The sequence below is a fragment of the Exiguobacterium mexicanum genome (genome assembly GCF_005960665.1).
In the GTDB taxonomy this organism is placed as follows: Bacteria; Bacillota; Bacilli; order Exiguobacteriales; family Exiguobacteriaceae; genus Exiguobacterium; species Exiguobacterium mexicanum_A.
Window position 1 is genome coordinate 2,218,151 of sequence record NZ_CP040676.1, and the last position, 23,430, is coordinate 2,241,580.

The window sequence follows — 23,430 nt, forward strand, 5'->3', positions numbered from 1 at the left end:
CTTTTTATTTGGAATGAATGAGACGTGCGGCGTTCCCGATGGCGAGCAAGGCAACCCCGACGTCAGCAAACACGGCTTCCCACATCGAGGCTAGTCCGAAGAGACCGAGCAAGAGGAAGAGCGCCTTCATACCGAACGCGAACGTGATGTTTTGCCAAACAATCCGCCGTGTCCGCTTACTTAATTCAATCGCTGCCACGACGTCTCGCGGAGCGTCGTTCATCAGCACGAGGTCGGCTGCCGTGACCGCTGCATCACTCCCGACGCCGCCCATCACGAGTCCGACATCGGCTCGTGCGAGCGCCGCCGCATCGTTCAATCCGTCACCGACAAAAGCGACCTTGCCAGTTGCCGCCAACCGTTCGACTTCTGCGACTTTTTGATGCGGAAGCAATTCGCTTCTCACTTCATCGATTCCAATTGCCGAACCGACGGCGGCTGCGACTTCTTGCCGGTCCCCGGTCAACATGACCGTCTGATAACCATAGCGCTTCAAAGCTTGAATCGTTTCTTGCGCATCTGGCTTCACTTGGTCTCTCAACTCGATTCGGCCGAGCCAACGGTCATTTTTGACGATATGGACGATCGTCCCCGATGTCTCCGCCGGGGTTGGATAACCCAATTTTTGAACATAGCGGGCGCTGCCGACGTAAATGCGGTTTTCACCGTCGATCGCCATCAACCCGTATCCCGGTTCTTCTTGAATCATCGAGAACGGTGCGACTGGACCCGCATGCTCGACGATTGCTTTTGCGAGCGGATGCGTGGAGGCCATCTCAACACGGGCGGCAAGCTGAAGCAACTTGTCTGTCGTCAGCTCCCCGTTTGTCACGACATCGGTCACTTCAAAGCGGCCGGTCGTGAGCGTACCGGTCTTATCGAATACGACCGTATCGACTTCGGCGAGCACATCTAAATATTCGCCGCCTTTCACTAGGATGCCCCGCCGTGAACCTGCTCCAATCCCACCGAAATAGCCGAGTGGAATCGAGATCACCAAGGCGCATGGACAACTGATGACGAGGAAAATCAAGGCCCGGTATACCCATTCCTCGAGATTTCCGACAAACAGTGGTGGAACAAATGCGACGACCGCCGCGAGCACGACGACGACCGGCGTGTATACTTTCGCCAACCGCGTGATCATCTGTTCCGTTCTCGCCTTGTTCATGCTCGCTTGTTCGACGAGGGCAATCATTTTTTGCAGGCTCGATTCAGTCGCCGGGCGTTCGACTCGTATTTCGAGCCGCCCGTCAAGGTTGACCATTCCCGCAAGGACGTCTTCCTCGGGACCGATTGGGCGTGGTAACGACTCACCTGTCAGCGACGCCGTATCCAATGAGCTCGAGCCTCGCAGCACACGACCGTCCATCGGGATCTGTTCGCCTGCTCGAACGATGATGATGCTACCGGTTGCGACCTCTTCAGGACGTTTTTCTACTTCTCGTCCATCTTCGAACACGCGCGCAATCGTCGGTTTCATGTTCAACAGCGATTGAATCGACCGTCGCGAGGCGTGGACGGCCCGCGCTTGGAAGTATTCACCGAGCTGGTAGAACAGCATGACGGCGACCGCTTCCGGATACTCCGCAATCGCAATCGCACCGATCGTCGCAATCGACATTAAAAATTTTTCATCAAACCATTCCCGATGCCATACGTTGCGAATTGCGGCATAGACGACGTCATAGCCTGCGACCACATAGGCAATCGCGTACACAAAGAGCAAATCGGTGTACAGACCGACGAGCAGCAGGGCGAACGCGACGCCAAACCGCCACAATAAGCGACCCGACATCGGCACTTCCGCCTCGTCTTTGACAAAATGTGCTCCCGGTTCAATTCGCCCCATCGTTGCTTCGATGGCGCGGAGCGTCTTCGTGTGATCCTTCGAATCATCCCATTCGATAATCATTCGACTTGTCGCAAAATCGATTTGACAAGCGGCGACACCGTCCTCTCCCGTCACGCTTTTCTCGATTTTGGCGGCACAGTTCGTACATGTGATCCCTTCGACAGGTAATACATCCCGTTTCATAATTATCTCGCCCCTTTACATTCAAACATTCATTTGAATATATCGTAACGCTGTTCCATCACAATTACAACCGAAAAAAGAGCCGACTGGAATCCCAGCTGGCTCTTTGTCACGCATCAATTTGTTCGGCACTGTGGGCCATCGCGATCTCGACGAGTAGCCGGACGTGATCATCGTCGAGTGAGTAGTAGACGACTTTTCCTTCTTTTCGATATTTGACAAGCCCTTGCTCGAGCAACGTCCGTAAATGATGCGACGCCGTCGCGTTTGAATGTCCGATCACGGCCGCCACGTCACAGACGCACAGTTCCCGTTCTAACGTCAGGACGTACAACACTTTGAGCCGGGTTGGATTGGCGAACGCCTTGAACAATCGGCTGACTCGAACCGCATCTAGGTCTGTCAGTGCCCGTTGTAACACCGTCACATCTTCACTTTGAATGGCGATTGTTTCACACTGGGGTGCTTTCATCCGTCTCACCTCGTTTTCTGTACTCTCATTCTAACAAAATCCGATTTATAAATCTGTTATATATTATTATTGACTTATACACCACTGTTATAATACAATCAAAACAACATAACAGCTACGTTACTTAAATAAAGGGGGCAGTTACAATGAATGAATGGGCAAGCCGACTTGAATCTTCCGTCGAATTTTATCGGAAGTTACCGGACAAGACGTGTCAAGAATGCGGGAAACAGATGGATGAGCAGTGCGAGTCTTACGAGAACACGTGCCCATCCTGTGCTGAAAAACTGCAACTTAGCGAATAAAGCAAATCCCTCGGAACAAGTTTCCGAGGGATTTTTCATGGCAGATGATAACCGAGATAGGCAGCCAACAGACCAAGTACATAGGTCGCAAGCAAATACATCCCGAAACGAAGCCAGTCTTTGGCGACGAACCGCATCACTTCGAGCTTGAACGTCGAGAACGTCGTGAACGAACCGAGAAAGCCGACACCGATACCGAGCATGAGCGTTTGGTGAACACTCGCCCCGTATAAATACCCAAGTCCAAACGAACCAGTCACATTGACGATGAGCGTTGCCCACGGAAACGCCGATGTCGTCCGGGTTTTGACGAACTGACCGACCCCGAATCGTGCCATCGCCCCGAAGAACGCGCCGATCATGATGACGAGAAGCGTCATCGTACTCCCCCCTCTCGCATGACAGCCCGATCGAACCGTCGCCGCCCAAACCAAAATCCGAGCCATGAACTGAACAGCCCAAGTCCGAGACTGAGCGTCACATAAAGCAGAGCTGAACCGAATGCGTCAGCCTCTAACAATTCAATCGTCTCCACACTGAATGTCGAGAACGTCGTAAACGAGCCGATGAACCCTGTCCCGACCGCGGTGACGACACTCGGAGAGAGACGTCCGGACCGAAACAGAAAGTGTGTCAGCCAACCGAGCGCGAAACTTCCTGATAAATTGATGAGCAGCGTCCCGAGCGGAAACAGACCGATCCAAAACGTCTCGATGCCTGTCCCGATCCCATAACGTGCCAAGGCACCGAGCGCTCCCGCCAAGCCGACGTATACATAGAGCATGGCCCCGTCTCCCTTCAAAAAAACACCTGCCGCGAGCACGTCGCGAGACAGGTGTTTAAGTCTGTATTCATTATAACAAGCGATGCGCAATCACGAAATAGCGGCTGGTGCGAACACGGCTGAAATCGCCTCGAACGCCTCATCGAGCTCTTCTTTCGTGATGACGAGTGGTGGCGCCAAACGAATCACCGTCTCATGCGTCTCTTTGCAGAGCAGGCCGCGTTCTTTAAGCGCCTCACAGTATGGACGGGCTGCTTCCGTCAATTCGATCCCGATGAACAGACCGCGACCGCGCACATCTTTAATGAGTGGATTGTCGATTGATTTCAAACGATCCATGAAATATGTGCCGAGTTCGAGGGAACGTTCTGGCAACTGCTCCTCTTCTAACACTTCGAGTGACGCGATCGACACGGCCGCCGCGAGCGGATTCCCTCCGAACGTCGAACCGTGTGATCCTGGATTGAATACGCTCAAGACGTTTTCATTGGCCGCCACACACGATACCGGGAACACGCCGCCCCCGAGCGCTTTTCCGAGAATATACATATCTGGCTCCACATCTTCCCATTCGATGGCGAACCATTTACCTGAGCGACCGAGCCCTGATTGAATCTCATCGGCCACAAACAACACGTTATGCTGCCGGCACAGTTCGCTGGCACGTTTCAAATAACCAGCCGGTGGGATGATGATGCCGGCTTCGCCTTGAATCGGTTCGACGATGAACGCCGCCGTGTTTTCAGTGATGGCCGCCTCGAACGCATCGATGTCACCGTACGGCACGACTTTAAACCCTGGCAATAGCGGCCCGAATCCGCGTTGATATTCCGCTTCTGTCGACATCGACACCGCCGCCATCGTCCGGCCGTGGAAGTTGCCCGAGCAGACGATGATTTCCGCTTGGCCTGGGATTTGTTTCACTTCATACGCCCAGCGACGTGATGCTTTGACAGCCGTTTCGACTGCTTCCGCACCCGTGTTCATCGGCAACACCATCTCTTTGTTTGTAAGCGCTGCCACTTTTTTGTAGAAACGACCGAGTTGATCATTGTAAAACGCACGTGACGTCAGCGTGATTTTATCCGCCTGATCTTTTAGCGCTTGGATGATTTTCGGATGACAATGACCTTGGTTGACGGCCGAATAGGCACTCAACATATCCATGTAGTGGTTCCCCTCTGGATCCGTCACCCAGATCCCTTTCGCTTCCGAAATGACGATTGGAAGTGGATGATAGTTGTGCGCCCCGAACTTCTCTGTCAATTCAATCACTTCTTGTGTCTTTGACATTTGATTTCCCCCTTATCAAAAAACTATCTTACTTCTTCAGTATATGATGACCGTCTTTCTTTTGACAACGACCAACTTGCCCATTCCTCGGGTTGGGAAAATAAGGTACACTGAACGTAGAGTACGATTCATTTGATGTAGATTGGAGGAAATGCTGTGGCTTCATTGCGCGATTTGCCGATTGACGAGTTCATCGATGCTTTATCTGTCCCATGCTGTTACATCAACCTCGACGGCAACGTCCTTCTTTGGAACGAGCATGCGGAAACGCTCTTCGGATGGGAACGGGACGAGGTCCTTCACCACTCACTCCCGGTCGTCCAGCACTTAGAGCATACGCTCGAGACGTGGTCGCCACTGCTCCTTCAATATCCGTTCTCGACGACGGCGATGACGCCGTTCAAACATAAAAACGGTTCGGTCGTCTATGCGACCGCCTATTTACAATCCTTTTCCATCAACGATTTCACCGGCTATTTTTTAGCCTTTTTACCGAAAGGATTTAGTCCGCTCATCAGCACGGAACAGTTCAACTTACTCCATCATTTTCAGGCGATGATTGAGCAGTCGACTTATTATCTGGCTGCGAACGCGTATGGGGAAATCACCGAGGTCAACCCGTTGTTATGCGGATTGATCGGGGCCCCCGACCACCAATTTATCGGTCGTAATTGGTTCGAGCTCATCCATCCGTCATTCGAGAATGACCCGATCGCCGAGGACGTGCTTCAAGCGCTTACGACCGACCGTATTTGGAACGGCGAGATGCCCATCCGCTCGGAACGTCATACGGCGAACACGTGCTGGCTCAATTTGACGGTCGTCCCAATCTTGAGCGAAGAAGGCGAAGTCGTGCAATATACCGCCTTCGGATTTGACGTCTCGGATAAAAAACGGCTCGAGCAAGAGGTCAACTACCTCGCCTATCATAACGATTTGACCGGTCTATTAAATAAAAAAGGGTGGCTTCGCCAATATGCCCACGTCTTGAAAACTGTCGATCAAAGGGATGGTTTGGTCCATGTCGCCTTGTTCGACATCGATCGCTTTAAAATCATCAACGAATCGTTCGGCTCCCGTGTCGGCAACGAACTACTCGTCCAAATCAAAGACCGGGCCACTCAGTTCATGCCTGAGACGAGCGTCATGTTCCATCCGTCGGGCGGCTTGTTTGGACTTCTGTTCTTTGAAGAGTCGAAAGAGGAAGTGTTCCAGTTGTTGCGTCAATTGCAACATGAACTGCAACGACCGTTCCGGATTTATCATCACTCGATCATGGTGTCGATTTCCATCGGTTGTGTCTTCTATCCATCGGCCACATCTTCATTAGAAGAACTGTATACGCGTGCCGAAAGCGCCTTGTTCAAAGGGAAACGGATTGGCGTCGGCACGATTCAGTTCGTCACGAAAGACATGGACGACGCGTTCTCACGTCAAATCCATATCGAAAAAGCGCTCTATCAAGCGCTCGAGGAAAAACACTTTTATTTGGAATATCAACCAAAGTTCGAGTTGAAGACCGACCGGCTCATCGGGTTCGAGGCACTTCTCCGTTGGCATCACGATGAGCTCGGTCAAATCCCGCCGTCGGAGTTCATCCCGCTCGCCGAGGAGATGGCGCTGATCGTCCCGATTAATAACTGGGTCATCCTTGAGGCCGCCAAACAGTTGAAAGCATGGCAACGACTCGTCGATTATCCGTTGTCGATGGCTGTCAACATTTCACCGAACCAATTCCGGAGCGACAGCTTCATCAATACGCTCCGAAATATCAAGCAACAGCTCAATTTAAACCCGTCCGACATCATTCTCGAGATCACGGAAAGTCTCGTCATGCAACAGACGGATGAAATCATCTCCCGGATGAATCAAATCAAGCGGCTCGACTATCGCCTGTCGATTGACGACTTTGGAACTGGATTCTCTTCACTCCAATACTTGAAGTCGTTCCCGGTCGACGAGCTGAAAATCGATAAAGTCTTTTTAGACGATTGGCTCGCCTCGAAGTCGCACTTGCTCGATGTCATCGTCCATCTCGGCAAGAGCCTACATCTGCACGTCGTCGCCGAAGGCGTCGAGGACCAAGAGATGCTCGATCATTTGAAGCAAACTGCCTGCGATTCGTTCCAAGGCTTCTTGTACGCCAAGCCGATGCCTCCAATCGAAGTCGTTCGCCTGTTAACGGGCGGAAAGCAATAAAAAAGTCATCGGACGTCTTCACGACGTTCGATGACTTTTTTTTATAGGCTGATCGTGGCCGTCCATAGTCCATAGACGCCGTACGTGGCCGCCAACAGGATGACGACTGCAATCATATATTGCAGACGGCTCAGGAACGGACGGCCCTGTTCACGTTCGGCTAGCATGAAGACGAACACGCCCGGCGCGTAAAGAATCATCGCGATGAGCATATATTCGACACCCGACGCATAGAGGAGCCATGCCGCGTAAACGGTCGCGATGCCCGACATGACAAGCATCGAGTGCGTCCCTGTGCGTCGTGCCTCTTTCCAACCGAACAAGGCGGAAAACAAGTACGGGACGAGGGCCGCAATCCCGGCAATGCTCGAGAGCACCAAATAGGTCTGTTCGGAGAAGAGTGCAATGATAGTGACGAGTTGTGTGAAGACTTGCGTGATGAACAAGGCACTCACCGGCGTCTCATTCCGATTGAGCCGATTGAACAATTTCGGGAACACCCCGTCGCGACTTGCCACATAAGAAATCTCTGTCGCGAGAATCGTCCACCCGAGCAACGCACCTGAGAGCGAGACGAGGAGGCCGATATTGATGAGTGTCGCACCGACGGGACCGACGACCGCCTCAAGCACATACGCCATCGACGGTTCCGCCAGTAACGCGAGTTGCTCTTGGGTCATCACCCCGAACGATATGATTGAGATCATCATATAAATGACGAGTGTCCCAACCAGTCCGATCACCGTCGCTCGTCCGACATCTCGTTTATGACGGGCCCGTGATGATAAGACGACCGCTCCTTCGATGCCGACGAACGCCCATAACGTTACGAGCATCGTCGATTTCACTTGCGGGAACACCTGTGACCAGCTGAAGCCCGACTGACCCCAAAAGTCGATTTGGAACGTGTCGATCCGGAAAGCGAACAAGATAAGGATGATAAATAAAAAGATTGGGACGAGCTTCGCGATTGTCGTGACGATATTGAGGAGTGCCGCTTCTCTCATCCCTCGCGAGATGATCCAGAACAGCCCCCAAATCACGATCACGCTCATAATCAATCGAAACGCCCGATGCTCTGCCGAAAAGATCGGGAAGAAATAACTGAGCGTGCTAAAGATCAACGTGATGTTCGCCACCGTCCCAATCCACGCCGACATCCAGTAGCCCCACCCACTATTGAATCCGACAAACTTGCCGAACCCTTCTTTCGCATAGGCGTATATGCCGCCCTCGAGTTCAGGACGTGTATTGGCTAGAAATTGAAACACGAACGCGAGCATGACCATCCCGATGCCGGTAATCGTCCAACCGATTAACACCGATCCGACCCCGGCACCTTGCGCCATCGCTCCCGGTAAATTAAATGCCCCTCCGCCAATCATCGTTCCGATGACCATGGCAGCGAGTCCAAAAAAGCCGATTCCGGCTGACTGTGACTTCATTCAAAAACCCTCCAAAGCAAGTTGACGTCTGACGAATAACTATTCATCAATAATGTATAATCATTCGACGATTTCCTTATTCTACTGAAACCAAAGGCGTTTAGATAGGTGTTTCACTAATGTTTATATTTTCGAATAATTAAAAAAATTTTATTGCCTATTCATCTTGTTTGTAGTTTAATTGCAATATATTCGAAACAATCAGAATTTTCGGGAGGTAACACAATGCGCAACAAAAAATGGTTAGCTTTATCGGGTGTCGCCTTGCTTGCGACAGCAGCATGTGGCGGCGGAGAAGAATCATCGTCGAGCTCGTCGGACGGATCATCATCGGGTGATGCGAAGAAGGAAATCACGCTCGTCTCGGCGACAGATTTACCACAGCTCGATCCGACGCTCACAACGGACTCGACATCGGTCATCGTGACGAACAACGTCTTCGAGGGACTGTATCGTCTGGATGAAAATAACCAACCGGTACCGGGAATTGCTGAAGACGTAGAAATTTCAGAAGATGGACTTACATACACCTTCAAATTGCGTGACGCGAATTGGTCAGACGGTTCACCGGTCACAGCTGAAGATTTCGTCTACTCATGGAAACGTGCCCTCAATCCTGAGACAGGTGCCGAGTACGCGTATATCCTTCAAGATTTGAAAAACGCCAATAAGATTCTCGCAGGCGAAGAAGAACTCGATACGCTTGGCGCGAAAGCGGTCGACGAGAAGACGCTCGAAGTTCAATTGGAAGCACCAGCCCCTTACTTCCTCGGGTTGACAGGGTTCCCGACGTACATGCCACAAAAGCAAGAATTCGTCGAAGAGCAAGGCGAGTCGTTCGCGAGCGCGGTCGATAAGACGCTCTACAACGGGCCTTACGTCTTAGACAGCTGGCAAGACAACGAAGGTTGGGTGTACAAAAAGAACCCGGACTATTGGGATGCTGAAAACGTCAAGATGGAGACGATCAACGTCAAAGTCGTCAAAGAAGTCGCGACGGGTGTCAACTTGTTCGAATCGGGCGAAGTCGACTACACGCTCTTGTCGTCTGAATTCGTACCACAATTCCAAGACAGCGAAGAGTTCAAGACTCGTGCCGACGCACGCATCAACTTCCTTCGCTTCAACCAGAAAAACGAAGCACTCCAAAACGTCAACATTCGTGAGGCGCTCGCGAAAGGCTTCGATAAGCAAGGTGTCACAGACGTCATCTTGACAGACGGCTCACAGCCGGCCAACTATATCGTCGCGAAAGACTTCACGTTCACAGAAGACGGAGCCGACTTCCGCGAGAAGTATCCAGACCTTCAAAGCTACAACGTCGACGAAGCGAAAGCGGCATGGGATAAAGGTCTTGCCGAGCTTGGCGTCGAAACGATCGAACTTGAATTCCTCTCACGTGATGAAGAAGCGTTCAAGAAAGTCAACGAGTACATCAAAGGTGAGCTCGAGAAGAACCTCCCTGGCCTCACGCTCAACATCAAGCAACAGCCGTTCAAAAACTTCCTTGACCTTGAAGGTAAAGGTGAGTACGACGTCTCAGCTGCTGGCTGGGGCCCTGACTACCAGGATCCAATGACGTACCTCGACATGTGGGTAACGGACGGTCCGTTCAACCGGATGGCCTACTCGAACGACGAGTACGATAAATTGATCCAAAGCGCGAAACAAGAAGCTGATCAAATGAAACGTTGGGAAACGATGCAAGAAGCAGAACGCATCTTGCTCGAAGATGACTTCGCGATCGCACCGATCTATCAAAAAGGTGAAGCGTACCTCGAACGCTCAAACATTCAAAACATGCACCGCCATCCGTTCGGAGCTGACGCTAGCTTCAAGTGGTTGGACGTCAACTAATCAGCAAGCCCTGTCACTCCTGTGGCAGGGCTTGTTTGTGCATCGACACCTATGCCAATACAAAAAAGAGGCGTGCCACGAGTAATCTGTACCCCTTGTAAAGGACATTAATAAAAAAACTTATGCTGATTCAAGGAGATGATTCCTGTACTGTACGGGAGTCATCTTTTTCATGTTCCATTGATAACGATGATGGTTGTAATAGTTAATGGTTTTTCGGATTTCACGCTGTAGTGAATCGAACGTGGTACAGGCCTTTAACTCGACGATATCCTTGAAATGTCCAAAGAATGATTCCTGGACAGCGTTATCCCAACAGTTGCCCCGTCGGGACATGGATTGACCTAGCTTCATACGCTTCACCTCTTTCTGATAGGTCGGGCTCGTGTAGTGCCCTCCTTGATCTGAATGGATGAATGCGTCCTTGTCCAAGCGAATCCTCCGGTTCTTCCGTAAACGCTTCAACGTATCCAATACAATGTCGAGATTGATGTTCTCAGAGAGTTGATGCGCCAGTACCTCATTGGTCGAACCGTCCACGATGGTCGAAAGATAGGCTCGCTTACCGTTCCCGTAAAATATGTAGGTGATATCGGTGAGAAGCACCTTGTAGGGAGTGCCCTGTTTGAATTCGCGTTTGAGGCGATTCGGCACCACCCGGTGCTCGGCCGTCGCCTTAATGAGCCGTTTGTATGGCTTCGCCTTGCGGATTGGACACACGATGTTGTATTTCCGCATGATACGTCGGATACACTTCAGGTTCATCGTCACACCGAAATGACCAGACAGCACCATCTTGATCTGCCTAGCACCCTTCTTGCGCTTCTTGAAGTGGAACGCCTTCAGAACGAGGTCACGAAGAGCCACGTCTTTCGATTCGCGCTCCTGTCTGGTCTGTCTCCTCCGTTCCGAGAAATAGGCGTGGTATCCCTGACGTGACACCCCGGCCACCTGGCAGAGATGGCTGACCATCCCCTTCATTTTGTGCTTGATGATGACACCTTGAATCAGCTCATACTTTTGCGATGCGTTAAGTCCAGCTTTCCTCTCCCTTCCGCCAGGCGGATCTCCTTTAATAGTTCGACCTCTGCTTTCAACAGTTTGTTTTCGGCCTCGAGCTTCGCGTACCGTTCTTCTGTCGACAGCTCTTTATCTCTCCAACGTCCTGAATTACTTGATCGTGTATCGCGCAGCCCCATTACCCCATCTTTTCGGTAAGCTCGTGTCCAACGATTTTTACAAGAACTCATACGCCGTTCACCGAGTACCTCCACATCGAATCCACATCCCCGGAAGATTTCCACAGGGAACTTTCCTTCCAACGTCTGTGCTATAAAAAGTTCCTTAAACTCATCGGTATACGTGATCCCTTTCGGGCTCACAGATTTAACGTAAGGATTTGCGGCTAGCGCATCTATTTCTTTTGACGTAAATATCTTCTTCGACACTCGAATTCACTCCCAATATGATTTAGTCCAGTGTACACAAAAACCCTGAGCAGTAGACTTTTTTTTAGTGTCTACTACTCAGGGTACAGTTTAGAGCGGTGGCACGCCTTTAATCTAGATGAATTACGTTTCGCGTTCAGCGCGCATATCAGCTGGCACGCGTCCGCGTTTAGAAATGATTTGCGCGATGACAAGGACCACGACAAACGTCGCGAATGCCGCGAAGAAGCCGATCCACATCGAGCCTGTGATCCCGAGGACCAAATACCCGACCGCTGACACACCAGCCGCAATCAACGCGTATGGAAGTTGTGTCAACACGTGGTCGATATGGTGCGATCCGGCACCCGTCGAACTGAGGATCGTCGTATCCGAAATCGGTGAGCAGTGGTCACCGAACACCGCACCAGCGAGCACCGCCGCGAGTGTCGGGAGCAACAGTTCCGGATCGACGGCCATAATCAAGTCTGCCCCGATTGGAAGCATGAGACCGAACGTCCCCCAGCTCGTCCCTGTCGAGAACGCCATCAGACCAGCGATCGCGAACAAGATGAGCGGCAAGTAAGACGCTGCAATCGAATCTGTGACAAAACTTGCCAAGTAATCACCCGTTTTCATATCTCCGATGACGGCAATGATCGTCCAGGCAAAGAGCAAGATGAGTACGGCGGGCCACATGGCACGGATACCGGCCCACGTCGCATGACCGTAGTCTTTAGCTGGAATTTTACGACCAATCAAGAGCAAGAGCGCAACGAGCAAGCTGATGACGGCACCGGTCACGAGTGACCGTGTCACATCTGTCGACTCGAACGCACCGAGAAGCGAGAAGCTTTGACCATCGGCAGCAAGCGCTTGTCCGCCTGTGTACAACATGGCTGAAACAGTGGCAATGATCAACACGATGATTGGGACAATCAAGTCGCGGACTTTCCCGCCATCGTGTTCTTTAATATCTTCACTCATCCCCATCGGTGCGCCTTTCGATGAATCGTAGAGCTCTCCTTGAAGGGCACGTAGCTCATGTGTACGCATCGGTCCGATCGCGAGTCCCGTGTAAGCGACATACGCCGTCAACATAAGTGCGAAGATGGCATAGAAGTTCATCGGGATGATTTGGATGAACGCTGAGAATGACGAGTAGCTGTCGATTGAGTACTTCGCAAGAATTCCTGCGATGATGGCGATGATGTACGCTCCCCAACTCGAGAGCGGGCTGATGACACAGACCGGTGCTGCCGTGGAATCGATCGTATAAGCGAGTTTTGCGCGTGATACTTTTTTCCGGTCCGTCAGCGGTCGGCTAATATTCCCGACGGCAAGACTGTTGAAATAGTCATCGATGAAAATCAAAATCCCAAGACCGAACGAGACGAGCCGAGCGCCACGAGCCGTTTTGACGTTAGAAGCGGCCCATTCTCCGAACGCACGGGCTCCGCCCGACGTTTGAATGATGGATGACAAGATGCCAAGCAAGAGCAAGAACGCGATCAACAGCACGTTCCATTCATTGATGGCCCCATCCGCCCAAAATAGCGCGATGATGTTTGACCATAAATACTGAATCGATTCGAGCGGGTTGAAATTGTGAAGCAGTAGCACCCCTGCGATAATCCCGACACCGAGTGACGGAATGACTTTCCGTGTTGTGATGGCCATAATAATGGCGAGTAAAGCTGGTACGAGTGATAGTACCGAAGTTGAATAATCTACCATGCTGATTTCCTCCTCTTCTGTTTGAGATGAGGCCCCCTATGCTTAAAAAAACGCAAAGCGAGGGCATCGGCAACAAAGCCGACACCCTCGCTGGATGTTCCGTCTTTCTTAGCCGACTTGGAGCGCTCCATACATAAATATGTATGGCAGTCTGACGGGTATTTCCCGTCAGCCCAGCACAAAGTCAGAGACATGACTTTACACTTCGGCGATCTTGCCTTTCTGTAGTCTTCACCGTTGTCATCCTCGGACTACTTACTCATCAGCATCGCACCTCTACCTCATCGATAGCACGAATATTCATTTAAAGTTACGTCTAAATTATCATAGGTCATAGTGACTAATCAATAGTTTTTTTCATCTCGGATGATTTGTTTTAACACAGCGAGTGCGGCTTGATCGTCAGACTCGACCGCTTTAAAGAAATCACTAAAGAAATGATACAAGACGAATCGTTCGGCGTGTGACGATGTATGGTCTTTAATCGTCAGTAAGACGAGTTGACGCAACCGCCGTTTCGTCCGCGTCTCGTCAGGCAATTCTTCACATCGATCCTGGAAGGCACGATACACAGAATTGATCAAATCCTCATGTTCATCATACGACCTGTTGTAAGCAACTTGTTCCATCTGTTATATCCCCCCTTTCCATTTGTACCGATGAAACTTGTCGTAACTATACCAACTTAACCAAGAGCGTTCAATCGTTTCGGGTCGTTCTTAACAAAAATCATACGTTAGACTGACTTACGACTCGATGAATGAGAACGTCGTCACATCGAATAGTCCCATATCGGTCAACTTCAAATCCGGGATGACCGGGAGCGCAAGGAATGACATCGTCAAATAGGGATTGAAATGACGATGGGCGCCGACGACGTCGAGCGCATCGTTCAACTGTTCGAGCACGTCCGCCACTTCCGCATACGGACGTTTCGTCATGAGTCCTCCAATTTCGAGCGGCAAGACCGCCAGCACCTTCCCTTCTGACACCGCGACGACACCACCGCCCACTTTTTCAAGTGTTTCGGCAGCGAGCAACATGTCGTCTGGGCTCACCCCGGCGATGACGAGGTTGTGGCTATCATGGGCGACCGTCGCCGCGAGCGCACCCCGCTTCAAGCCGAACCCTGTCACCGGTGCCAGGGCCATATGACCCGTCCCGTGGTGGCGTTCGATGACGGCGAGCGTGGCAATGTCTTGGGCGAGGTCGGCTCCGGACGCGTCAGGTGTGAAGACAAGACGCTGTCGCTTCGTCAAGAGACTGTTCGGCAATACTTGAATCACATCGACCGCTTCTTCTTTCACGGCTAGACGGAACGAGTCCGCCGTCAAATCGGGTAGTTTGAGCTCACCTTTCATCGGTTTCGGCACTTCAATCCCGTCGGCTTCGAACGTCGCCTTGCCATCTTTGGCGACGACTTCCCCGTTCACGTAGACGGTTTCGATTTTTACCGATTGGACGTCTGACAAGATCACAAAGTTTGCTCGTTTGCCCGGAGCGACGGCACCCACATCTTTGAGTCCGTATGCCTCGGCCGCGTGCAGACTAGCGATGGCATAGGCCGTTTCTGGTTTGACACCTTGTTTGATCGCCATGCGAATGTTGTAGTCGATCCCGCCTTCGGCGACGAGATCGTCCAAATGCTTATCGTCCGTACAGAATAAGAACCGGTGGGCGTTGCTCTCCGTGATGGCCCGGCTGACTTTTTCCACGTTCCGGGCAACCGACCCTTCACGAATTTGAACGTAAAAGCCGCGCCGCACCCGTTCGAGCGCCTCCTCAGCCGTCGTACATTCATGATCGGTCATGATGCCGGCCGTGCGATACACGTTCAACTGATCCGGGCCAAGACCTGAGGCATGACCGTCGACGACTTTCCCGACGTGTTCGGTTTGTGCGATCTTTTGAAGCATATCCGCACTCCCCGACTCGACGGACGGATAGTCCATCACCTCGCCGAGACCGTGGACGCCCGGGTCCCCTAAAAACGGGGCCAAGTCCTCGGCGTATAGCTTCGCCCCGGCGTGCTCGAACGGCGTCGCCGGCACACAGCTCGGGAGCATCATCCGCACGTCGAGCGGCAACCCTTTAGCGTCGGCGAGCATATACTCGATGCCGAGTGCCCCGTTCACGTTCGCAATCTCGTGCGGATCGGCGATGACCGTCGTCACCCCGAGCGGAAGCACCGCTTTGGCGAACTCGTGAGGAGGTACCATCGACGACTCGATGTGGACATGCGCATCGATGAATGACGGTGCGAGCGTCCAAGACGGGTCATGGTATTCGGTCTCCCCTTCGTAGCCGTCCCCAATGGCCACAATATAGCCGGCGTCGACGACGACGTCGGTGCGAATCGTCTCACGGCTGTAGACGTCGATGACCGCCACATCTTTAAAGACGACCGCTGCTTTCTTTTTTTTCGCCGCGACGTCGATCAAATGTTGTTTCTCCATCTGTGTGTCTCCTTTTTTCTACGTATTTTTACTATCTTAACAAGAATAATCTTTCCGGTGCAATTTCTTTTTCAACTTATGCGACAATGAAAGCATATCCGTTTGAAAGGGGTTACACATATGCAATACAAATTAGGAGAATTGATTCCACATGTTGATAAGACGGTGTTCATCGCACCAGGGGCGCACGTCATCGGCGATGTCACGATTGGCGCCCATTCCGGCGTCTGGTTCAATACGATCATCCGCGGCGATGAAGGACCGATTCAAATTGGTTCTTACGTGAATATCCAAGACGGATCGATGGTCCACCAATATGAAGGTTCCCCGACCATCATCCATGACCGCGTCTCCATCGGACATATGGCGATGATTCACGGCTGTGAGATTGAAGAAGGTTGTCTCATCGGGATGCATGCCACCGTTCTCGACGGGGCAAAAATCGGGAAGGGCTCGTTCATCGCCGCTGGTGCTCTCGTCACACCGAACATGCAAATCCCGGAGGGCGTCATGGTCATGGGCGTGCCCGCCAAAGTCGTCCGTCCGCTCAATGACGAGGATCGCTTCATCATGGAACGGACCGTCAACAAATACGCGAAACGGGCTGAGCAGTACTTGACGACATGCGAGCCACTCACATCGACACAAAGATTGTGAAAGCGTTTACAAGATTCATAAATTGTTAACGATTATCCCGATTTTTCTTCATGTTTCCTTTGTATACTGAGGATGTAGTCAAGCCGACGTGTCGAAAGGGGCCAATTGTAATGTATCCAAACCATGCCGAACTCATGTTAGACTTGTACGCCTCGTCCATTAACCCAAGCTATTGTCTGCATATCGAGGATTCGTTCGACGATACGCTGCAAGGAACACATCGAGAGGTTTGGGAACGATTGCAATCGGATAATACTAAAGAGGAAGAAACTAAAGTTAAGGGAACGTGAACACAATGATTCCAACGAATGTCATTCAAGACTGGCTCGCAACCAAGTTAAAAAAATAAACTGAGCGCTCACATGAACGGCTCAGTCGCATTGACCTATAAATACTGGTCCGATCGTAGTCACCTACGCTCGGACCTTTTCGTTCACTCAAAAATCGTCAAGCAAGCGTCAATCGATTGACGTTGCTTCGTAGGCGGTACGTCTTCGTAACGACCGAGCTGGAGCAGTCCGACAAACGTCTCACCCTCAGCCCCAATCATCTCTTGAAGCCTGACATCCTCAAAAATACCGCCCGTCCGCCAGACGAGGCCGATCTGTTGCTCACTACATAATAAATGAAAGTTTTGAATCATCGTCGCCGTCGCGAGCAGCGCATCTTTCTTCCCTTTGTCCGTCTCGAAATGCTTCGTCGTCACGTAGACGCAAGCTGCCGCGTTCCGGATGCGTCCCGCGATTTTCTCGCGCTTCGCCTCTGGTCCATCTTGAAACGCCGGTTCGAGCGCCTGAAGCAAGACGTCTTTTCCATCCCCGTTGAACAAATAGAGATTCCACGGTTCGACTTTGTTATGAAATGGTGCCTGATGCGCCGATGCCAACAACTCATAGAGTACTTTCGTCGCAATCGGTTCTTCCGTGAACATCCGAATCGTCCGCCGCGACTCGATCAACTGTTGTCCTGCTGTCTTTTCCATTGAAGTCACTTCCCCCTCTGTTATCTATTCCATCATAATTGAAAACATTTCTCATTTGAAGGAGAATGACTTCGACAAAAAGAACGCATCCCTGAGTCAGGAATGCGTTCGTTCTATCATGTCGATTGCCCGACGACCTCACAGGCGACCAAGTCCTCGAGCGTCTGTCTGCGGACGACGAGACGATGTGTCCCGTCTTTCACGAACACGACGGCCGGACGGAGCATCTGGTTATAGTTGCTCGCCATCGAGAAATTGTACGCTCCCGTCGCTTTGACGAGGAGGAGATCGCCAGCTTCGACCGGCGGGATGAGCGAACGGTTCGAGATGATGTCTCCCGACTCGCAACACGCCCCGACGATTTTTGCTTCAATCGTCTTCGGCTCATCCATCCGTGTCGCCACAATCACATCATACTCGGCATCATAGAGGGCGGGACGAATGTTATCCGTCATGCCTCCGTCGACCGAGACGTACGTGCGGACACCGCTCACTTCTTTCACCGTCCCGACTTCATAGAGCGTCGCGCCGGCGTTGGCGACGAGCCAACGGCCTGGTTCGATCCCAATTTTCGGGAGCGGAAAGCCGAAGCGTTCTACTTCCGCGACGAGCGTGTCCATCACTTGTGTCATCGTGTCGGCGAAGTCGAGCGGGTCGTCCGACTCGAGATAGGCGACACCGAAGCCACCACCGATATTCAAGACGTCGGCCGTGTATCCTGTCTCTTGACGGATCGTCTCGATGAAGTTGACCATCGTCTTGACGGTATTGATGAACAACGTCGGTTCTTGAATCTGCGAGCCGACGTGACAGTGGATGCCTTGCAAATGCAGACGTTCCGCCTGCAGCGTCGCCTTGATCGCTTCGAGATACGTGTCGTCGTGGGTCGGGAAGCCGAACTTCGTGTCGACCCCACCCGTCTGAATCGCCTCATGGGCGCCTCCGACGACTTGTGGGACGATGCGGAGCAGGACGTCGACGTCGACATCGTGTTCGACAGCGAGGCCCGACAACAGTCCGATTTCGCGCATATTGTCAATCGTGAAATGGGTGATGCCGTTCTCGAGTGCGAACGTGATGTCCTGCACCGTCTTGTTCGACCCGTGGACGTGAATCCGGTCAGCCGGGACACCTGCGTGGAGCGCGACGAACATCTCACCGCGTGAGACGACGTCGATGCTTAAGCCCGCTGCCATCACTTTGTCGTACACGGCCGCGATCGACATCGCTTTTGATGCGTAGAGCGCATATGTGTTCGGATACTTGTCGAGGAACGCGTTACGGACGAGGGCGAGGCGACGCTCAAGTTCAGGCTCGCTCATGATATAGAGCGGTGTCCCGTACGTCGCTTGAAGTTCACGGACGGACACGCCTTCGATCATACAAACTGATTGGTTGGTGGTGTACATACATTGCCTCCTTCAAAGCGATGCGGGACACGCCATGAGCGTGCGCATAATTGTTCTGAATTGTTGGCGTGCCCGGTGCGGGTCACGTCATCGATTTTCGTGAGATGGCCGTACAGCTCCACACGGTCTCCGACTTGAATCGTGTCATCGACGCGTAAAAAACTGTGGCTCATGAAGATGTTGCTGATGAACGGATAGGCCCGTCCTTCGATGTGGGCCGGTAAGAAGCGCCGGGCTCGCATAAGTCCGTCGCCATAACCGACCGAGAGCACAGCGATGCGTTCATTCGTCTCGGCCGTGTAGCCCGTACCGTAACCGACGTGGGCACCGGCCTCGATGTCATGGACGGCGACGACTTCCGCATCCCAGTGAAACGCCGGGATGAGCCAATCGACCGGTTCGACCGAAGAGTAGCCATAAAGGAAGATTCCCACGCGCACATGGGTGCAATGCCCGAGGCGCGGATCCGCTTGTAGTGTCGCGGCGCTATTGGCCGCATGCACGATGTCGAACGAATGCCGTTCGATGAGACGATTCGACCAGTCGGCGAACCGTTCCACGTGCACACTGTGTTCGATTTCTGCGTTGTCGGCGTCAGCGAGCGGGAAATGAGTACATAACCCGACGAGGTCGAGCCCCTCGTCTTGGCAAAACGCGACGATGGCCAGCGCTTCTTTGAACGTCTTGGCACCGAATCGGTTCATCCCGACGTCAAGCTTTAAATGAAGGCGGACACCGTCCAACTGATCCCGTTGCGAGACGAGCCAGTCATAGGAACCGATGGCGACGTCAAGATGGTCACGATGGACGGTTGCCCAGTCGTAGACCGGGTTCATGACGAGAACGCGCGCTTCCGGAGCTGATGCCCTGACCTCGCTCGCCTCGTCCAGCGTCGTCACCATGAAGTGACGCACCCCTTCTTCATACAGTGTCGTCACAACTGGCTCCATCCCTAAGTTATAGGCGTTGTTTTTCACGACGGCGAACACCGGTCGGCCAAGCGCTTCAATCCGACGTTTGTTTTCGCGAATCGCATTCAAGTCAATTGTGACTCCCATACAAAAAACTCCTTTATTCTTTGACTCCAGCTTTGACGAACGTGATCCAATCGCGGTGTGTCGGAATTTGACCCGTCACAGCCTCACGGTAACGCGCGAGCATATTCGTCGCGACCGTCTGGACGCCGCCGCCGATTGAGATGTTGTCGATTTCGATGACGCTCGTCACTTCAGCCGCCGTCCCCGTTAAGAAGATTTCATCTGCGACATATAGTTCGTCACGTCCGATGTGGCGTTCGATGACCTCGAACCCTTCCTCACGGGCGAGTTCGATCACCGTTTGACGCGTGATGCCGTCGAGCACCGAGCAATCAAGTGACGGTGTGACGATTTTGTTTCCTTTGACGAGGAAGATGTTGGCGACGCTCGCCTCGCTGACGTTTCCGTTCATGTCGAGGGCGATCGCTTCATCATATCCATCGCGCACCGCTTCTCCTTTAAGGAGTTGCGAGTTCATATAGTTCGCCGCCGCTTTCGCTTGCATCGGCATCATCGTCGAAGAGACACGACGATACGAGGCGACTTTCGCGCGGATCCCGACCGTCTTGCTGAAATATTCGCCGAGCGGCCAGCACGAGATCGCGACGTGTACTTTCGTTTCCTGCGTCGGCATGAGTGCCTGCCAAGGTGTGCCGAGGAAAACGAATGGGCGGATGTAACAAGCCTCGAAGCCGTTGCGTTCAATCAATTCGATTGTCGCTTGTTCGAGCTCATCGACCGTGTACGGCAAGTCGACGTGATAGTATGCACACGAACGAACGAGTCGCTCCAAGTGTTCACGGAGTCGGAAGATGGCCGGGCCTTCCTCTGTATGGTATGCCCGAATCCCTTCGAAGAACCCGCTACCGTAGTGAATCGCGTGCGTCATGATACTCGTGTTCGCGTCACTCGGCTCGATCCAAGCCCCGTCTTGCCACATCCATTGTCCATACTGTTCCATTGTTCAACTCTCCCATTCATTGTTTATATTTTCTGTCTATTATACGTTACAGGGAGCGTAAGTCATCAACAAGTTGTGTTTTTTCTGCGGTTTTTTCATCTTTTTGCTTAATGACACGGGCTGGTGTTCCGGCGACGACGCTTCCTGCTGGGACGTCTTGCGTGACGACACTCCCTGCTGCGACGACTGCGTTTTCACCGACACGGACGCCTTCCAAGATGACGGCGTTCGCACCGACCATGACGCCGTCTTCGATGATGACCGGGTCTTTTGAAGGTGGCTCAAGGACACCGGCGACAACCGCGCCGGCTCCAAGATGGACGTTCTTCCCGAGCGTTCCACGGGCACCGATGACCGCGTTCATGTCGACCATCGATCCGTCACCGATGACGGCACCGATATTGATGACGGCACCCATCATGACGACGACGTTATTGCCGATTTGAACGTGGTCCCGGATGAACGAACCTGGTTCGATGCGCGCGTTCAATTTCGTCGTGTCGAGCATCGGCACGGCGCTGTTCCGGCGGTCGTATTCGAGATGCGTATCTGTGATGACCGCTGCGTTCGCTTCAACGAAAGCGGCTGCGCGTTCGGCCGTCGTGAGGAATAATTTCGATTCGTCGGTCCCGAATGCTTTCGCCCCTTCGATGTCTAGACCGGCCAACTGACCGTTGACGTATAGTTTGACAGGCGTTTCTTTCTTGGCATCTTTAATGTATTGCGCGATTTCATAAGCGTTTGTGAGTAACATGAGTGGCCTCCTCGTATAGGTTCGTTAAATTGTATAATCCGGCCGGGCGGTCGAGAATCGTTGCCGCCGCGGCGAGTGCCCCGTTCGCGAAGACGCGTTTGGACAGGGCCGTATGTTTCAATTCGAGCATTTCGTCGTCTCCGGCAAAGAGGACGGTATGTTCACCGAAAATCGTCCCCCCGCGTACCGAGTGCATGCCGAGTTCATCGGCTGCACGCGCTTCGCGGCGCGGTGTCCGGTCATATACCGGTGTCACATCGCGTTTGGCTTCGATGGCACGGGCGAGCAGTTCCGCCGTGCCGCTCGGTGCGTCGACTTTTTTACGGTGGTGCGCCTCAATCACTTCGATGTCATAACCGAGCGTGAGCGGGACGAGTTGGTCGAGCAACTGTTTCAGGAGCGCGATCCCATAAGACGTATTATACGACTGGAAAATCGGGATCTCCTGAGACGCCGCTTCAATTTTGGCAAGTTCCGCTTCCGAGAAACCCGTCGTCGCGATGACGAGCGGGATTTGCTTGGCTTTCCCGAAAGCGAGCACATCATCTAACAGTGCCGGGTTCGAGAAGTCGATGACGACATCGACGTCGGCCTCGACGTCTTGCAACGAGACGGGATGCTCCCCTCCGGCCGGTGAGACGATGGCCGCAACGTTCAAGTTTTGTGTCCGGGCGACTTCTTCGACGATCTGTCCCATCGCTCCGTAGCCATGAATGAGTAAGTTCACTGTCTCACCTCATTGAACTGCTCCATTGCCGACAACAAGCGGGCCTCGGCCGTCGCGCTCATCGGGACGAGCGGGAGACGTGGTGCACCGAACTCGAAGCCGCGTGCATTTAATGCCGCTTTGACTGGAATCGGGTTCACTTCCGCGAACAATTCGTCGATGACCGGGAGCAGTCGGAGCTGCCATGTGCGGGCCGTCTCTAAATCTCCGGCGAGGAGCGCTTCGGCTAAAGCGACCGTCGCGCCCGGATAGACGTTCGAGAGGACCGAGACGACACCTTGCGCGCCCCAAGCCATATAAGGAAGGATTTGATCATCGTTCCCGCAATAGACTGGGAAGCCTTCCGGCACGTGCGCCATCATTTGAGCCATCACCGAGATATCCCCGCTCGCTTCCTTGAGCGCAGCGATGCGTGGGTGATCGGCGAGTTCCCCAACCGTTGCCGGATCAAGGGCGACGCCCGTCCGCGATGGTACGTTGTAGAGCATGAGCGGAATCGGTGACGCGTCGGCGATCGCTGTGAAGTGGGCAATCAGACCCGCTTGCGTCGACTTGTTGTAATAAGGCGTGACGACCATCGCCATCTCGGCTCCGAGCTCGGCGGCCCGTTTCGTCTTTTGAATGCTGAGCGCCGTGTTGTTCGACCCGGTACCGGCAATGATGACGGCACGGCCGGCAGCGACTTCAATCGCTTTGACGAGAAGCGTCTCGAACTCGTCGTCCGTGATGGTCATGCCTTCACCAGTCGTTCCGCCGATGACGAGGCCGCTGACACCTTCTTTAATTTGGTCTTCAATCAACGCTTCCCACGCTGTGAGATGTAACTGACCGTCTGCTTGAAACGGTGTGGCGAGTGCGGTTGCGACTCCTGTGAACATATAATCTCCCCC

Annotated in this window: 21 protein-coding genes and 1 riboswitch; of the genes, 4 read left to right on the forward strand and 17 right to left on the reverse strand. The window is 52.8% G+C overall.

Annotated features, from left to right (window positions below; translation table 11 throughout):
* Positions 1-4: 4 nt before the first annotated feature.
* Positions 5-2,038: a heavy metal translocating P-type ATPase gene (locus tag FED52_RS11805; RefSeq protein WP_167491848.1), complete on the reverse strand. Its 2,034-nt coding sequence runs from the start codon at positions 2,036-2,038 to the stop codon at positions 5-7.
* A 109-nt stretch (positions 2,039-2,147) separates the two neighbouring features.
* Complete coding sequence (locus FED52_RS11810; protein WP_138859987.1) at positions 2,148-2,510, reverse strand: ArsR/SmtB family transcription factor; 363 nt, start codon at positions 2,508-2,510, stop codon at positions 2,148-2,150.
* 146 nt (positions 2,511-2,656) lie between these two features.
* Here FED52_RS11810 and yhfH point away from each other — a divergent pair, with 146 nt between their 5' ends.
* A complete protein-coding gene (gene yhfH, locus FED52_RS11815) occupies positions 2,657-2,815 on the forward strand; it encodes a protein YhfH (RefSeq protein ID WP_021065246.1) in 159 nt (52 codons plus the stop codon).
* A 35-nt stretch (positions 2,816-2,850) separates the two neighbouring features.
* Here the strand turns inward: yhfH and FED52_RS11820 are convergent, their stop codons facing one another.
* The 3 genes from FED52_RS11820 to FED52_RS11830 all read right to left on the reverse strand — a co-directional run bounded on the left by FED52_RS11820 (position 2,851) and on the right by FED52_RS11830 (position 4,892).
* Positions 2,851-3,195: a fluoride efflux transporter FluC gene (locus FED52_RS11820; RefSeq protein WP_138859988.1), complete on the reverse strand. Its 345-nt coding sequence runs from the start codon at positions 3,193-3,195 to the stop codon at positions 2,851-2,853.
* On the reverse strand, positions 3,192-3,599 hold the full coding sequence (gene crcB / locus FED52_RS11825) for a fluoride efflux transporter CrcB (protein WP_138859989.1): 408 nt from the start codon (positions 3,597-3,599) through the stop codon (positions 3,192-3,194). Before crcB ends, FED52_RS11820 begins: the two co-directional genes overlap by 4 nt.
* 90 nt (positions 3,600-3,689) lie before the next feature.
* Positions 3,690-4,892: an ornithine--oxo-acid transaminase gene (locus FED52_RS11830; protein ID WP_138859990.1), complete on the reverse strand. Its 1,203-nt coding sequence runs from the start codon at positions 4,890-4,892 to the stop codon at positions 3,690-3,692.
* Between the two features lie 156 nt (positions 4,893-5,048).
* On the opposite strand from FED52_RS11830, the gene FED52_RS11835 reads away from it, so the two are divergent.
* Positions 5,049-7,091 (forward strand): EAL domain-containing protein, encoded by a 2,043-nt coding sequence (locus FED52_RS11835; protein ID WP_138859991.1) that lies wholly within the window; start codon positions 5,049-5,051, stop codon positions 7,089-7,091.
* Between the two features lie 41 nt (positions 7,092-7,132).
* Here the strand turns inward: FED52_RS11835 and FED52_RS11840 are convergent, their stop codons facing one another.
* Positions 7,133-8,536 (reverse strand): basic amino acid/polyamine antiporter, encoded by a 1,404-nt coding sequence (locus tag FED52_RS11840; protein ID WP_138859992.1) that lies wholly within the window; start codon positions 8,534-8,536, stop codon positions 7,133-7,135.
* A gap of 225 nt (positions 8,537-8,761) precedes the next feature.
* On the opposite strand from FED52_RS11840, the gene FED52_RS11845 reads away from it, so the two are divergent.
* Positions 8,762-10,393 carry a peptide ABC transporter substrate-binding protein gene (locus tag FED52_RS11845; protein WP_138859993.1) on the forward strand — a complete coding sequence of 544 codons (1,632 nt, stop codon included), beginning with the start codon at positions 8,762-8,764 and terminating at the stop codon, positions 10,391-10,393.
* Positions 10,394-10,513: 120 nt separating this feature from the next.
* Here the strand turns inward: FED52_RS11845 and FED52_RS11850 are convergent.
* The 4 genes from FED52_RS11850 to ade all read right to left on the reverse strand — a co-directional run bounded on the left by FED52_RS11850 (position 10,514) and on the right by ade (position 16,013).
* Positions 10,514-11,841 (reverse strand): IS3 family transposase gene (locus FED52_RS11850; RefSeq protein ID WP_138858667.1). Its coding sequence is split into 2 segments (ribosomal slippage): positions 10,514-11,442 and positions 11,442-11,841, totalling 1,329 coding nucleotides; the frame shifts between segments, so codons are not numbered across the junction.
* Between the two features lie 123 nt (positions 11,842-11,964).
* A complete protein-coding gene (locus FED52_RS11855) occupies positions 11,965-13,557 on the reverse strand; it encodes a Na+/H+ antiporter NhaC family protein (protein WP_138859994.1) in 1,593 nt (530 codons plus the stop codon).
* A gap of 112 nt (positions 13,558-13,669) precedes the next feature.
* Positions 13,670-13,844: riboswitch (Lysine riboswitch) on the reverse strand.
* 57 nt (positions 13,845-13,901) lie between these two features.
* A complete protein-coding gene (locus FED52_RS11860; RefSeq protein ID WP_138859995.1) occupies positions 13,902-14,186 on the reverse strand; it encodes a hypothetical protein in 285 nt (94 codons plus the stop codon).
* 117 nt (positions 14,187-14,303) lie between these two features.
* Positions 14,304-16,013: an adenine deaminase gene (ade, locus tag FED52_RS11865; protein ID WP_138859996.1), complete on the reverse strand. Its 1,710-nt coding sequence runs from the start codon at positions 16,011-16,013 to the stop codon at positions 14,304-14,306.
* A 120-nt stretch (positions 16,014-16,133) separates the two neighbouring features.
* Here ade and FED52_RS11870 point away from each other — a divergent pair, with 120 nt between their 5' ends.
* Positions 16,134-16,670 (forward strand): gamma carbonic anhydrase family protein, encoded by a 537-nt coding sequence (locus tag FED52_RS11870; RefSeq protein WP_138859997.1) that lies wholly within the window; start codon positions 16,134-16,136, stop codon positions 16,668-16,670.
* Between the two features lie 433 nt (positions 16,671-17,103).
* Here FED52_RS11870 and FED52_RS11880 read toward each other — a convergent pair whose 3' ends face one another.
* From FED52_RS11880 to dapA, 7 genes are all read right to left on the reverse strand, one after another.
* Complete coding sequence (locus tag FED52_RS11880; RefSeq protein WP_138859999.1) at positions 17,104-17,652, reverse strand: nitroreductase family protein; 549 nt, start codon at positions 17,650-17,652, stop codon at positions 17,104-17,106.
* 116 nt (positions 17,653-17,768) lie between these two features.
* Entirely contained in the window at positions 17,769-19,061 is a 1,293-nt protein-coding gene (gene lysA, locus FED52_RS11885) for a diaminopimelate decarboxylase (RefSeq protein WP_167491850.1), read from the reverse strand.
* Positions 19,031-20,119, reverse strand: coding sequence for an alanine racemase (gene alr / locus FED52_RS11890; protein WP_138860000.1), 1,089 nt, complete (start codon positions 20,117-20,119; stop codon positions 19,031-19,033). Before alr ends, lysA begins: the two co-directional genes overlap by 31 nt.
* 13 nt (positions 20,120-20,132) lie before the next feature.
* Positions 20,133-21,059, reverse strand: coding sequence for a branched-chain amino acid transaminase (locus FED52_RS11895; protein WP_128123931.1), 927 nt, complete (start codon positions 21,057-21,059; stop codon positions 20,133-20,135).
* Between the two features lie 46 nt (positions 21,060-21,105).
* Positions 21,106-21,813 (reverse strand): 2,3,4,5-tetrahydropyridine-2,6-dicarboxylate N-acetyltransferase, encoded by a 708-nt coding sequence (gene dapD, locus FED52_RS11900; protein ID WP_034781255.1) that lies wholly within the window; start codon positions 21,811-21,813, stop codon positions 21,106-21,108.
* A complete protein-coding gene (gene dapB / locus FED52_RS11905; RefSeq protein WP_128123933.1) occupies positions 21,791-22,540 on the reverse strand; it encodes a 4-hydroxy-tetrahydrodipicolinate reductase in 750 nt (249 codons plus the stop codon). The genes dapD and dapB overlap by 23 nt, the downstream gene beginning before the upstream one ends.
* A complete protein-coding gene (dapA, locus tag FED52_RS11910; RefSeq protein WP_138860001.1) occupies positions 22,537-23,418 on the reverse strand; it encodes a 4-hydroxy-tetrahydrodipicolinate synthase in 882 nt (293 codons plus the stop codon). The genes dapB and dapA overlap by 4 nt, the downstream gene beginning before the upstream one ends.
* Positions 23,419-23,430: the final 12 nt, after the last annotated feature.